The following is a 12,223-nucleotide window of genomic DNA, read 5'->3' on the forward strand; positions in this document are numbered from 1 at the left end:
CTCGCTGATTACAACCTCTCAACCTCTGCATCGGTCACTCCAAATATTCTAATATCAAATCTCAGGCATTTTTTCACCAGATTAGGCAAGAGCCTCTTCAAATTCCGCTTGAATATCTCCTTACTCCCCTCCCCCGGGTGTGTAGTGAACTCTACCAAAGAACATTCTGGGTGCGATCTTCTATATGACACCCCCGGGGGGTGTCGCGAACTATCAACATTCAGGCCCAACAGAAAGATCGAGGATCAATAACTTCACTATACACCCGTAGGTTCACGATGATAACTATACACAAGTTATAGATTGGCAAGGTGAATACACCCACCTTACTGAGAGGAACGAGCGTTACGACCGCCTCGGTCGGAACCGAGTGACGAACAGGCGGGTAATGAAACCGACATGAGCGAGTCACTAACCACACCACAATAGCATGGCCGGATATTCCACGTCTAACCACACCTTTTATAATAAAAACAATTATAAACGATTATACAGGCATTCAGAATGCTGGAAGTCCACCGCACCCACCGAGCGAAAATCTGTAACCGTCCACAGGTTGCAGAGTCGCTTGACCGTCATGGGTGGAGTGCCAGCAAACTCTGGAACGTCGCCAACTACCACTCCCGCGAAGTCTGGGAGGAGACGGGCGAGATTCCTGATCACGAGAAGTTGAAAGACGAGTTGAAGACCCATCCAACCTACAAGGGACTGCACTCACAGTCCAGTCAGCGGGTTCTGGAGGAACTCGCTGAAAGCTTCAACTCGTGGTACTCCTCGGACGACGACCGAGACAATCCGCCCGGCTACCGCAAAGAAAACCACTACGACGACCAAGGCCGCCGCGTCCACGAAGAACACCCGCGTTCGACGGTGACGTGGAAGCAAAACGGCATCAAACACGACACGAAGAACAACCGTGTTCGACTGTCAAAAGGTGCGAATCACAAAGAACACCCGAAAGCATGGGAGTACATCCTTGTCGAATACGAGACACGCCCCGGCGTTGAGGTTGATAACCTGCAACAAGTCAGAGCCGTCCACGACCAGCAGAAAGAGCGATGGGAACTCCATCTCGTCTGCAAAAACAAGATCGAGACCCCCAACCCTCCTGGCGACGAAGCAGCGGGTATCGACCTCGGAATCAACAACTTCGCGGCGGTCGCCTACAGCACCGAAGACGCCGACCTGTACCCCGGCAACCGCCTGAAACAAGACGGCTACTACTTCCCGAAAGAGATTGCTACGTGCGACAACAGCAATGGCGAAAGAGCCTCGGGACTCCACCACAAGTGGTCGGAACGCCGCACTCACTTTTTCCACAGTCTTGCGAAACACATCGTTGAACGCTGTGTTGAGAAAGGTGTTGGTCGCATCAACATCGGTGATTTGGCGGGTGTCCGAGAGGATGAAGACGGTAGCTCGAAAAACTGGGGCAAACATGGCAACCTCGACCTGCATGGGTGGGCGTTCGACCGCTTCACGAAGATTCTCACATACAAGGCGAAGGGTGAGGGAATCGAGGTCGTGGAAATATCAGAGCGTGACACGAGCAAGACGTGTTGCGTGTGCGGGAGAGAGGATGATAGTCAGCGCGTCGCCCGTGGATTGTACGTCTGTGAGTCGTGCGATGCAGCGTTCAACGCTGACGTGAGTGGAGCGGAGAACATCCGTCTCAACACCAACGATCAAAGTAACTCCGAGTCTTCGGCCAGTTTGGGCCAGGATAGGAGTACCGGCTGGTTGGCACAGCCAGCAGTCTATCTACATGACTTGTCCCACGGATTCTCACCGCGGGAACAAGTGGTAGACTGCAAACCCTAATATCCCAATCCAGCGGTGCGGAACCGTGGGATTCCTCCGCATTCAGGCGGATGGAGGATGTCAATTGTATGAAACTGGTGAGATCGCACTGAACCAAAGCGATGATCGCGTGACAGATAAGCATGCTCAGCAAGCTGAGGCAAAAGTCGACCGTCGTTCAGTAATGCGAAGTATCGAAGGGCTCACCCTATAGGATCATTTGGGACTTCTCGCACTCGTTCTGTTGGAATCCCAAGGAGAGACACCGGCTCGAACGAGGCAAGTGTATGCGACGTATCGGGATGTTTGTACGGAACTTGGGACGAACGACATCTCGTTGGATCGTGTCCGTGACCATCTCAAAGAGTTGGATTTACTGAGCGTAACGCAGTACTCAACGCGAACGGCGGGCTCCGAAGGTGGTCGCAAATACTTCTGGGAGCTGAATACCGATTTTGAGGCAACGATTGAGATGCTTGATTCGATCGATCGGCTCGATGGGGTGTTCGGCTTGGTGGATTGGTTCACGACGCACCCGGGGGTGGGAGGAGTGTATTTATTAAATAAGCATAACATCACTGCACTGAGGCTGTAGTGAACGTGTGGTATCTATGACGATCGTTGCCCGCCGTCGGTATATCAGAGCTTACCTGATTTGCTCCTGCCATCCAACGATCGAATATTTCTGGTGTGAGAACGAGTTGATTGACGTTTGTAAGATCTTTATGAGTCGTCGGTTCCGATTGAGTGTCAGAACGCCCATTCCTTGCGGGAAGAGAAGAAGTCTCTCGATGAACAAAAATAGCTATTTCTCGTGAACTGCCTTGGGGCAGTCGCCTTGACCGCCCGTACATCTGATCGCTCTCTGATTTGAGTGAGATTTTGGACTGTTTGTCGCCTTCCCCCACACTGCTATCACATGTACCTATCCTTCTTGTTATTATTATAAGTCGGTCTCTCGAACCCATTATCCGTTGTTGTCCTGCAATTATTTACATATCCACCGGTAAGTGGTAGAATAAAATACCAGGTGCACTATTAGGTACACATTATACTACTACTGACCGGTGTTCACAGCGAAAACTGTGGGTGTGACCCGAAAATTATCCACTAAGAACAGACACATTCGTACTGCAGTGACGCGTAGTCCAGAATGTATCGGTGGACTGCATCAGCAAGCGACAGCATTGCGTCGGCCTGTTCAGCACTGGCGACCGTTTCCCGATAGTACACTTTAGCTCGGTTTTGCTTCCACAGCTGTGCGAGGCAATCGGCAAACGCTTTGCTAAACAGATTTGCCGCTCTACCCTGTTGGTAGACCTCTGTATGTTCATATCGCAAGTCTTCCCCAGATGCGTGTCCACGGTATAAGAGATAGAACTGGATACTATGCTCGACAGCTACGAATGACGCCTCGATAACGACGGTATAATACCCATTCTGCTCACGAAGGGTTCGTGCGGCTTCGAGCAGCCGGCAGGCCTTCCGCAACTGAACGAGGGCAGCAGTAGAGACATCCAAGTCGGATTCGGCTGTTTGCCCACGAGTCTGTCTGAAGGCTGTTTCAGCATCAGTCAGTGCCTCATCCACGTAACTATTGTCCATCTGTCAATACCTCCGATTTGAGCTGTTTGAGGATATCAGAGTCATACAGCGTGATCCCAGTGGCAAAGATTTCGCGTAGTCGATCCCCGTACTCGTGGGCACTCTTGACGGATTCGACGAGGACATGGAATTTGTATCGGTCACCATGAAAATTCTCTTCGTTCAAATCAGATGTCAACTCGTCAGCGGTTTGCTGGGCTCTTGCCTGCATTCCCTCAACGAGAACGAAACAATCGATATCACTTCGCCGGTCAGCATTTCCACGGGCGACACTACCAAACAGGACGACACCGTGAATATGGGCAATCTTGTCAGTCAGCCCCGTGAGAAGTTCTCGTACTGGTGAATGAAATTCGTCCTGTGGAATCCGAATAACTGGATCGTCAGGCTTGTTGAGTCGACTTCGATTAATCCGAACGAGCTTTTTTCGCCCGGTGTACTCAATGTCGACGAAGCCAACCGTCTCAAGATCATCGACAGCCGACGAAATACTTCGGTGAGGATGATCCGTTGCCCGACTTAGATCCCGAATTCCAAACCCCGTGAAGGGATTGTCGACAAGTAAGCCAAGAACTTCCCCAGTACAAGCGTGACTGAAGATATCTGTCGACGGGACAGGAACCGGTAGCTCAAGTGATGCGCTATTCTGGATATTTTTTCTGCCCATAGATAGTTTATCTCCCCAATATCAAAGTAACTTGTGGAGGTTCCTATCGACTGTTTTGCATACGTCCAGGAGCTGACTCACATAGTGGCTGAGTACGAGTCAGAGATGATTTTTGAATCCCGGTCGTAGGTGGAGTCGTGTTTGGATATTCTCGGTCGGATCGAACAACGAGTTAACCAAAGTCGTAGTCGCAGGCTGGTGCACTAACATAGTCGTCACGACCAGTTCGATCCGGCACATAACAGGGTGGGTCGGACGGACGCTCGAATGCCGGGCCGCTCAGGAAGTCCCGATAAAACCACTGCGTCTAATGCGTCAAATGATCCCAAAATTGGCAAGTGTATTCGTAACAACACTCGACAGGGTAGGATGTGAGAGAACTCGTGGATCGAGTTTGCCCACTGCCGTCGATACAGAACACTCGACACGGTGGGGTGTGAGACAACTCATGCGATTGATTTTAATCACCGCCATTGATACAAGAACACTCGACATGGTGGGGTGTGAGAGAAGGAGGTTGATGCATGGCTTCTAATCAGCAGGAGAGCAGCTGTCAAAAGACATATTTGCAGTAGAAACAATATATTAACTACGAGTCGCAAACGCGCGGCCGACCAGCAACGCAACAACCACAAACCAACGGAGGTTACAGATGAAAATAGACCCACCACCAGACTACGAGGATGTGAACCAGGCGGCGATTGAGGACTGGAAAGCAGAGACAACGACACGAGAACGAATTCGCACTGTTGTCCAGCGGATCCAAGAGCCAACGTCAGCGGCTGCCATTGCTGAACAGGCATATGCGAGTGAACCTGTAGTTCGTGATGCACTCGCGGATCTGGCTGATCTCGGAGTCGTTGAGACACTTGAGACTACCCAGGGGACGCTGTACAAGCGCAATGATCACATGTACATCTATCGGCAGGTAGTCAAACTCCACGAAGCATACGACGAAGATGAACTCGTGACAGAACTCCAGACCATCAAGGAGACGGTTAATACGTGGAGAGACAAGCACAATGTCGAATCTCCTACCGAACTCGCCCAGAAACTAGAACCGGATGATACAGAGGGTTGGGAGGATCACACCGCTTGGCAAACCGCAGAACAGAACCTGTATCTCACGAAGGTAGCGATCAGCTTCTATGATGCCAATAGGGTTCTTGCTTGACGATGGCTGATCTGAGAGGTGATACCGGCCCAATCGACTACGACGCGCTCGTAAACATTCGAGACATCTTCCTTGACACTGAACCACTCGTCAGTCATCACAGTCTCGACGGTCGGCTTGATCCACAGCCTGAGTTGACCGTTACAGTCGATGCTGGATTCGGTTCGAGTCCGTGTGGGCGTTTTGATGTCGTCTGGACAGAAAACGAGTGTTACAATTTCCATTACCGCGGAGATACTGGGATGGAGTTTCGATTCGATCGGCATCCCGAACCAAATGCCCCACCAAAGCATTTCCATACACCTCCGGATGCAACATCGCGGGTTCCATCATGTATCGATGTTGAACCGCCAGAGCTGGTCACGAGGGCCATACTAAAATGCTGGCGCACAGCGTTGAGTGTGGACAATCCCTCAAAACTCAACTCCGTCTCAAACCCACCCTGAACTGTCTTGAGGATAAGATCTACTCAAGTTGACGGACTGTCTGTGAGGAGAACAATTTCAGAATCGACAACACCAGTATTTCCAATGGCATCCCCACTTTGGCGAACAGCCACACCCCCACCCCACCGCTTCCGCTGTTAGACCACAACAAGAGCTGGTCTCAACAACAGACTCACCGAAGTCATCGATTTAATTGGAGTCTAACAACGTCGACAATCCACTTCGGATCGCAGCAATAGACTGCTCCAGCCGATGTTCTTTGTACTTTCCACCGCCTTTCCCGCGATTGTGCTCAGCTGAACTGGCGATCCCCAGTTGCGCTAATTCGCCAATATAGTCACGTACCGACCGTTCCGAAACGGGACTCATTCCTTCTGAATGAGCTACATTTCGATACGCATCCACAACCTCCCGTGTCCGTGCTGGCGTCTCACCGCGTTCGTGGAGTAGCGTCAGTGCGTACAATACGAGCTTCCCGTGCTGGGAATAGTTCTGTATGCCCTCTACCACCTGGTCTGTCTGGACACGTTCACGAGCGTCCTCGACGTGTTGTTCAGTCACCGTCTCTGCCCCATTTTCCCGAGCGACATCACCAGCCTCCAACAGTAGATCCAGTGCCTTCCGTGCGTCACCGGAATCCTTGGCTCCGTAGGCTGCGCACATTGAGACGACCCCGTCTTCAAGAACATCATCCTGAAACGCGACACGTTCGCGTTGTTCAAGCACAAGCCGAAGTTCATCGGCATCGTAAGCACTGAACGAAACCTCCTTCTCACAAAGTGACGACCGAACCTTCGATGACAGTTGATTTCGGAAATCAAGGTCATTCGAGATACCGATTACGCCGAGTCTCGCATCGGTGATATCCGCATTTGAACGCGCACGCGGCAGTTTGTAGAGAAGTGAATCATCCTCAATGTGGTCGACTTCATCGAGAACAATGAGCACTGTTCCCTCACAGGCATCGAGTTCATCGAAAAGGAATTCATAGACACTTGCCTGAGGATATCCCGTGTTCGAAATCTGTCGGCCAGGTTCCCGAAGTTCGTTGACGAGTTTCACCGCCACCTGGTAGGATGTGTTCAGCCCATCACAGTTGACTTCGATCATCGTAAGCGCAAGTCCTGGGACGTTTGTAGCATCTGTTTGAAGCGTACGGAGAAGGTAGCGAGTAGCTGCTGTCTTTCCTACCCCGCTTTTTCCGTAGAGAAAGATGTTCGAAGGGGTCTCTTTATTAATAACCGGTTGAAGCGCGGCGTGATACTGACTGAGTTCTTCATCGCGGCCGACCAGATCATCCGGCGTCCACTCCTCAAGAAGTGCTTCGCGATTCTTAAAGATGGAGTTGTTTGGCACGAACGAGAAATCGCCCATGATACCGACAACTCCTACGATATTTATAAAACCAATGGTTCCGTTGTTTCTGTTGTTAGCGTTTCTTTATATAATTTTGACCCCACCGCTTCCGCTGTTAATCGAAAATAGCCCCCTCAATAATATGAGTGAGTGATTTGAGCAAGTGTAAAACAGTATTCACGATGCTATAACAGCGGAAGCAGTGGGGTGGGTGTACCCGCGTCACGGAAAGTTGTCACGCTAACAGCGGAACCACTGGGGTGTGAAAGTTCACCAGGCCACGAGCCCTGGTGCGCTAACAGCGGAAGCAGTGGGGTGTGAGTGTTCCTTACACCGCATGGATTCGCGTTCTGTGAGCGGTATCACAAAATTCACTTCTTCATTATATACCAGCAAGGAGCAGATCAGCTGATTTCGAAGATCGCCGTGTCAGACAGACTCCACAGCAAGCTCCCACAGCAACACATTTCCAATCTTTTTACTTTCTACTTTATTCTCTTCTTCAAGAATATTGAGTTTAAGATAGGCCGTACGGCGGTCACAACCAACGGATTCAGCTATATCGGTCGTACCAGTTGATTCGAGTTCTTTCAGGGCCTTGATAAAATCTTCTTTTGGGTATTCCTCGGTAAATTTCCCACTTTCTTCGTCTCGCCCTCTCTCGGCCATGTATTCTCTATTATCATTGCGCCACATATGGTTGCTGGACTAAACCCATTAGTCGATTAGCCAAAGGTATTTACCAATAGACAATCGACTAATGGATGGAAGCTGAGTCCGCTCGGGCACTAACCACGAAGAAGTGCCCTAGTGCTGAGACACTAGGACTCGGTTCCCGTTCCAACGAGAACCATGAGAACATCTACCTCAAGACTGGAAGATAGTATCGAATTCCAACTAAAACAGAGCTTATTATACCTTGATCTGCAGTCGGTCGTTGGAGAGGAAGCGGGCTGTCAGGTCTGCAAGAAGACACTGAACGAAGACGATCATATCACGTTGTACCTCTACCGTCCAGCTGATCAAGGAAGGTACGCCATCGGCCAGTGTCGCTGCAGTGATCACAACGAAGACCTGACGACTCTCTTCACACTTGGTGTCGACGAACTCATCATTGACGGACAGGTCGGCCGCGGCAGTAACCACACCAGCCAACAGATATGGCCAGTCCTGTTGGCACCCCAACTCCGTCTCGTCTCTACGGCAGCAACGACGACTGCACAAAAAATCACAGTCAACTGTGACGATTCGACAGATCCACTGCCAGTACTTATACCACAACCCAACAAAATACCCACCCAACACATCACACCCACTGCTGAGAGTCCTTCGGTCGGCCAAGAAGCTCCACTACAAGCCACATCCAACGCACCATCAACAGTCACCGCATCCCTCCCAGCAGTTCTCGATGGGCAACTGCTTCCGGCCAACACACCAGTCACCTGCCAAGCGTGTGGCGACCCGCTACGGGAAGGCAGTCAGGTCATCGCTGAGCAGACACCCCCACAACACACCACCTGGCAACCCACAGCATGGTACTGTCTGGACTGCCGATTAAAAGCACCTCACCAACCACACCCACTACTCTATCGAGTCCTTGCGACCGTTGGCATGCGTTCCTTCAGTTCCCGCCAACAGCACCAGCCCTGTCTCAACGATCCAGTGGTGCTTTCGATCGACGATGCGGTGACTGATTCCACTGATTGCTCCCCCGAGATCACTCCATCCGTGCGTAAGGCAGGCATCAATCTCCACACCCAGTGCCATTCTATGAGTAACCATCCGAACAACCCGACCACTCCCACCGCCAACCCAACCAATGACTGACGCTACTGACCCCGACAACAAAACGGAGCCACCCAGAGAAACGACTCCCGGCCGTGGGCAAGGCAACGGCGAGTGGCTCGAAAACCGTCTCGCTGAAACGCTTGAATCGTGGGGGTATCTAACAGCCCAACGACAACAGTTGCTCGAACTGACCGCCGATGTAGTCGCCAAACGAGACTCTCATCGTGGCGAGCCGAGCGATTACCTCGTTTGTGAATGCAAAGACTGGGCGAATAAGCCAATTGGTGAGGAAACGATTATCAGGCTCTGTTTGTTGGCACACATCGGCAGTGCAATGCCTCTACTTTGTCACACCACGTATCTCACCGACCGCGCCTGGAAGCTGGCACAGGTCTACGATGTCAGATTACTCACCCATGATGATCTGCTTAAAGATCGACTGCCACCACTAACAAAACTCCGACCACCGCGTGGAACCCTCAGTCACAGACATGAACGCGATCTGCTCTCATTTCGATCGTCACTGACGACGATGCTTCGCCGCCACGCAGTCGACGACTATCCAGACCACCTCAGGGGGCCTGCCTTCGAGCATCCGTCCGACCCACCCTGTTATGTCCCGGATCGAACTGGCCGCGACGACTACGTGAGTGCCTTGGTCTGTGACTACGATTTCAGCTGAACCCTGAACCCACTGGAATCAGCTCTTGAATTAAGCGCACACTCGACGTTCTGGCTTGACATCCTCCCCGCGCTGAAGCGCGAGGCTTGCGCTCGAAATCCAGTCATCATCTTCGAGATTCTTTTGATTGCTCTTGAGCGACTCTGGAGGGAATGGGTATCGGTGCTCACAGCTCACCCGGAAGCAACACAGATTTCTATTCCCATTGTTCTCCCGTGACACGGTTATGTATGGATCAACCTCCTCGATCTATATCGTTGCTCTCGTGACTCATGGAAAGCTACTATACGCGCAAAGTGTATATACAACAGTTTCGTATACTAAAAAAGAAAGATGAGCACAACCGAGCACACATCACTCTCCCGGAAGCAACTCCAAGCAATCGGAGCGCAGTTAGCGAATGACCGGAAGCTAAACATTTTGACCTACGCGGCGGCGCATGAAGAGCTTACAGTCAGCGAATTGAAACAGGATCTCGATTTACCGCACTCGACAGCACACGAATACTGTCGTGAACTACACGAAGCAGGATTACTCGACCGACTTCAGGAGAAGCCAGCCACATATGCAGCGGTGGATTTCAGTATCGAACTCTCCCTCGACGAGGTCGTATCTGCTGTCGAGGAGGAAACCCAGACACTGGAGTATGCATCCCAACGGTATGGTGACGAGATTCTCGACGAGATTATGGCCCGCTGGGACGAGATCGAAGCTGGTGAGTTGACTTATCGAGAAGCTAGTGCGTCTCTCAAGATGGATCATGCGGACTTTCTGCGTGTTGCATCCGAACTTGATCTTCTCAATCGATGAGGAGGATTGTCCTTGACACGAACGCCGTCATCATGCACGGCCGCTCGTTCCCTACTCAAGCTCGGACTGCCGCAAGACAAGGAGAAAGGATCATTCTCCCTCGTGCAGTAAAACAAGAACTTGTGGATGATGTCCTATCGAGAGAGGACTCACCAGCAAACCACAAAAATTCTGCACAGACGATTCAAGAACTCATTGATCAAGGAATACTCAAAGTCCAGGTGCCTGATTTCGAGGCGTACAGCGATGTCATCGATGAAGCGAGGCGACGAATTGCCGACGAATCGTTACCAGAACACGCTGTGCAGGCCGACCAATATATTCCCGCGTTGATCTGTGAACTCGCCACCGATGGAACCGTTTGTCTGGTCACTGCTGATTCCAAGCTTCGAAATATTGTCGACGATATCACCACACGGCGTGGCGTAAACGAGCGAGTCGATCTTGAGAACCCGACGACAGTGTTGTAACTGTTTGATAGAGATACGAGCGCACACCTCTCCCTCTTCGCGGGTGGCAAATACCCCGACGATCTGTATTTCTTCTTGACATGTGGTCGACCCATCCCTCCTGAGAAACCACCGCTAGTATAAAGTACACAGACTTCGAACTAAGCATATGCCACCTGCTCGCGATCATGTTCGTCCGGATGGTGGAATCGACACCTCAGATCCACCACCGATCGATACAATGGACAAAGAAACACTTGAACCGGAGACATTGGCCCAGAATGCCTCCCAACTCGAAACAGTCGTCGAACTACTCAACCGCCCTGCACTCGCCCGCGTCTACATCTATGTTTGCTACTGGGCCCCAGTCACTCCGCCGCAAGTCATGGACGCACTGGATCTCTCGAAATCGACGACATACGAGTACATTGATCAACTGGTCGAGTTGGGCCTCATCAAACGTGACGACTCTACGCGTCCCCAACAATTGAGTGCCGAGCCAGTCCTCCTCGTCGAACAGTACGCCCCAATCGTCATCACGCCGACCGTTCTTCATGCCCTCTCACTCCAAGAGATCGACGAGGACGTCGAGTACTTCATAGACCGATACGGTCTCGGGAAGCTTATTGCTGCCCTGCGCGGTGCCGGACTCCATTTCGCAGGAAAAACAACCCAGCGGATGGTCGCCACTGATATCGACGTTCGTGCGACAGAAGCGATGATGATCATCTACGCACTCAAACCGGCACTGGCCGTTGGCCGAGACCATGATCCATTTTTTGAATATCTGTTTCCAGACGTGGATGACGAAATGGATCTCCCGACTCTCGATACCGGCCAAAACGGCCCACCACGATCGTCGGACACTGAAAGGTGAGTCTGCTAGATGGGTACCGACAGTCCATTCTCTGCTGAGGAGGATGTCCTTGTCGACGCGAATATCTTCTTCGCGATTGGGCGTCCATCGAATCCACAGTATCGGCAATTCCGAAATGCAGTGCGGAATGCCGACGTCGTCTGCAAACTCCCTCGGCGCGTGATCGGTGAGCTCGGTGGCCCAGAGATGGATCGCGTCCAGACGGCACTTGAGGAGGGCTGGGCCGAAATCATCGATACACCCTCTCCAGCTGATGGGGATGCTGTCACAGCGAGCGATATTGCCAGACGAACCATCGCGAGTGAAACCAACCAAGCCGAACACGAGGTCGAAAAAACAGATGGAATATTGGCAGGGTTGGCCATTCAGTACGTTAGAGACCGCTCAACCATGGGTGTCATCGTGCTTACCGACGATCAGCCAGCAAAGAAAGGAATCGAAAATGCAGTTCGAGCGCAGGGATACACAGACTCGATTACGATATATGGCTTGACAGATATCATTGGAGACGATCCCGGTGACTCACTGGAAATAATCTAACGTTTCAGCATTGTTATTCAGCTGCTGGC

15 protein-coding genes are annotated in these 12,223 nt (G+C 51.5%); 8 read left to right on the top strand and 7 right to left on the bottom strand.

Going from position 1 to position 12,223, the window contains the following annotated elements:
- Window positions 1–504 precede the first annotated feature (504 nt).
- Both DP106_RS05210 and DP106_RS16530 read left to right on the top strand, forming a co-directional pair.
- Window positions 505–1,821 carry an RNA-guided endonuclease InsQ/TnpB family protein gene (locus DP106_RS05210; RefSeq protein ID WP_120083870.1) on the top strand — a complete coding sequence of 439 codons (1,317 nt, stop codon included), beginning with the start codon at window positions 505–507 and terminating at the stop codon, window positions 1,819–1,821.
- 199 nt (window positions 1,822–2,020) lie between these two features.
- Window positions 2,021–2,395, top strand: coding sequence for a Cdc6/Cdc18 family protein (locus DP106_RS16530; protein ID WP_120083872.1), 375 nt, complete (start codon window positions 2,021–2,023; stop codon window positions 2,393–2,395).
- A 515-nt stretch (window positions 2,396–2,910) separates the two neighbouring features.
- Here the strand turns inward: DP106_RS16530 and DP106_RS05220 are convergent.
- Together DP106_RS05220 and DP106_RS05225 are read right to left on the bottom strand one after the other, a co-directional pair.
- Window positions 2,911–3,405 (bottom strand): hypothetical protein, encoded by a 495-nt coding sequence (locus DP106_RS05220; protein WP_205738889.1) that lies wholly within the window; start codon window positions 3,403–3,405, stop codon window positions 2,911–2,913.
- A complete protein-coding gene (locus tag DP106_RS05225; protein ID WP_120083873.1) occupies window positions 3,395–4,072 on the bottom strand; it encodes a nucleotidyltransferase domain-containing protein in 678 nt (225 codons plus the stop codon). The genes DP106_RS05220 and DP106_RS05225 overlap by 11 nt, the downstream gene beginning before the upstream one ends.
- A 652-nt stretch (window positions 4,073–4,724) precedes the next feature.
- On the opposite strand from DP106_RS05225, the gene DP106_RS05230 reads away from it, so the two are divergent.
- Window positions 4,725–5,246, top strand: a complete 522-nt coding sequence (locus tag DP106_RS05230) for a DUF7342 family protein (protein ID WP_120083874.1) — start codon at window positions 4,725–4,727, stop codon at window positions 5,244–5,246.
- Here DP106_RS05230 and DP106_RS05235 read toward each other — a convergent pair.
- From DP106_RS05235 to DP106_RS15495, 5 genes are all read right to left on the bottom strand, one after another.
- Entirely contained in the window at window positions 5,219–5,545 is a 327-nt protein-coding gene (locus DP106_RS05235) for a hypothetical protein (RefSeq protein WP_133305102.1), read from the bottom strand. The two genes, DP106_RS05230 and DP106_RS05235, sit on opposite strands and share 28 nt — an antisense overlap.
- A 336-nt stretch (window positions 5,546–5,881) precedes the next feature.
- Complete coding sequence (locus DP106_RS05240; RefSeq protein ID WP_120083877.1) at window positions 5,882–7,066, bottom strand: orc1/cdc6 family replication initiation protein; 1,185 nt, start codon at window positions 7,064–7,066, stop codon at window positions 5,882–5,884.
- Between the two features lie 411 nt (window positions 7,067–7,477).
- Window positions 7,478–7,717: a transcriptional regulator gene (locus tag DP106_RS05245; protein ID WP_120084080.1), complete on the bottom strand. Its 240-nt coding sequence runs from the start codon at window positions 7,715–7,717 to the stop codon at window positions 7,478–7,480.
- A 243-nt stretch (window positions 7,718–7,960) separates the two neighbouring features.
- Complete coding sequence (locus DP106_RS05250; protein WP_120083878.1) at window positions 7,961–8,194, bottom strand: hypothetical protein; 234 nt, start codon at window positions 8,192–8,194, stop codon at window positions 7,961–7,963.
- 435 nt (window positions 8,195–8,629) lie between these two features.
- A complete protein-coding gene (locus DP106_RS15495) occupies window positions 8,630–8,830 on the bottom strand; it encodes a hypothetical protein (RefSeq protein WP_165857827.1) in 201 nt (66 codons plus the stop codon).
- 37 nt (window positions 8,831–8,867) lie between these two features.
- Between DP106_RS15495 and DP106_RS05255 the strand changes: the two genes are divergently transcribed.
- The 5 genes from DP106_RS05255 to DP106_RS05275 all read left to right on the top strand — a co-directional run bounded on the left by DP106_RS05255 (window position 8,868) and on the right by DP106_RS05275 (window position 12,194).
- Window positions 8,868–9,518 carry a restriction endonuclease gene (locus DP106_RS05255; protein WP_120083879.1) on the top strand — a complete coding sequence of 217 codons (651 nt, stop codon included), beginning with the start codon at window positions 8,868–8,870 and terminating at the stop codon, window positions 9,516–9,518.
- Window positions 9,519–9,851: 333 nt separating this feature from the next.
- On the top strand, window positions 9,852–10,328 hold the full coding sequence (locus DP106_RS05260) for a helix-turn-helix domain-containing protein (RefSeq protein ID WP_120083880.1): 477 nt from the start codon (window positions 9,852–9,854) through the stop codon (window positions 10,326–10,328).
- Window positions 10,325–10,798 (top strand): PIN domain-containing protein, encoded by a 474-nt coding sequence (locus tag DP106_RS05265; RefSeq protein WP_120083881.1) that lies wholly within the window; start codon window positions 10,325–10,327, stop codon window positions 10,796–10,798. Before DP106_RS05260 ends, DP106_RS05265 begins: the two co-directional genes overlap by 4 nt.
- A gap of 148 nt (window positions 10,799–10,946) precedes the next feature.
- Window positions 10,947–11,654, top strand: coding sequence for a DUF7437 domain-containing protein (locus DP106_RS05270; protein WP_120083883.1), 708 nt, complete (start codon window positions 10,947–10,949; stop codon window positions 11,652–11,654).
- Between the two features lie 9 nt (window positions 11,655–11,663).
- A complete protein-coding gene (locus DP106_RS05275; protein WP_120083884.1) occupies window positions 11,664–12,194 on the top strand; it encodes a hypothetical protein in 531 nt (176 codons plus the stop codon).
- Window positions 12,195–12,223 lie beyond the last annotated feature (29 nt).

The organism is Halonotius pteroides (assembly GCF_003605635.1).
Taxonomy (GTDB): Archaea; Halobacteriota; Halobacteria; order Halobacteriales; family Haloferacaceae; genus Halonotius; species Halonotius pteroides.

Coding starts and splice junctions, on each gene's coding strand:
- DP106_RS05210 (WP_120083870.1), top strand. CDS start 505: ATGCTGGAAGTCCACCGCACCCACCGAGCGAAAATCTGTAACCGTCCA.
- DP106_RS05220 (WP_205738889.1), bottom strand. CDS start 3,405: ATGGACAATAGTTACGTGGATGAGGCACTGACTGATGCTGAAACAGCC.
- DP106_RS05225 (WP_120083873.1), bottom strand. CDS start 4,072: ATGGGCAGAAAAAATATCCAGAATAGCGCATCACTTGAGCTACCGGTT.
- DP106_RS05230 (WP_120083874.1), top strand. CDS start 4,725: ATGAAAATAGACCCACCACCAGACTACGAGGATGTGAACCAGGCGGCG.
- DP106_RS05235 (WP_133305102.1), bottom strand. CDS start 5,545: ATGGAAATGCTTTGGTGGGGCATTTGGTTCGGGATGCCGATCGAATCG.
- DP106_RS05240 (WP_120083877.1), bottom strand. CDS start 7,066: ATGGGCGATTTCTCGTTCGTGCCAAACAACTCCATCTTTAAGAATCGC.
- DP106_RS05245 (WP_120084080.1), bottom strand. CDS start 7,717: ATGGCCGAGAGAGGGCGAGACGAAGAAAGTGGGAAATTTACCGAGGAA.
- DP106_RS15495 (WP_165857827.1), bottom strand. CDS start 8,830: ATGGTTACTCATAGAATGGCACTGGGTGTGGAGATTGATGCCTGCCTT.
- DP106_RS05255 (WP_120083879.1), top strand. CDS start 8,868: ATGACTGACGCTACTGACCCCGACAACAAAACGGAGCCACCCAGAGAA.
- DP106_RS05260 (WP_120083880.1), top strand. CDS start 9,852: ATGAGCACAACCGAGCACACATCACTCTCCCGGAAGCAACTCCAAGCA.
- DP106_RS05265 (WP_120083881.1), top strand. CDS start 10,325: ATGAGGAGGATTGTCCTTGACACGAACGCCGTCATCATGCACGGCCGC.
- DP106_RS05270 (WP_120083883.1), top strand. CDS start 10,947: ATGCCACCTGCTCGCGATCATGTTCGTCCGGATGGTGGAATCGACACC.
- DP106_RS05275 (WP_120083884.1), top strand. CDS start 11,664: ATGGGTACCGACAGTCCATTCTCTGCTGAGGAGGATGTCCTTGTCGAC.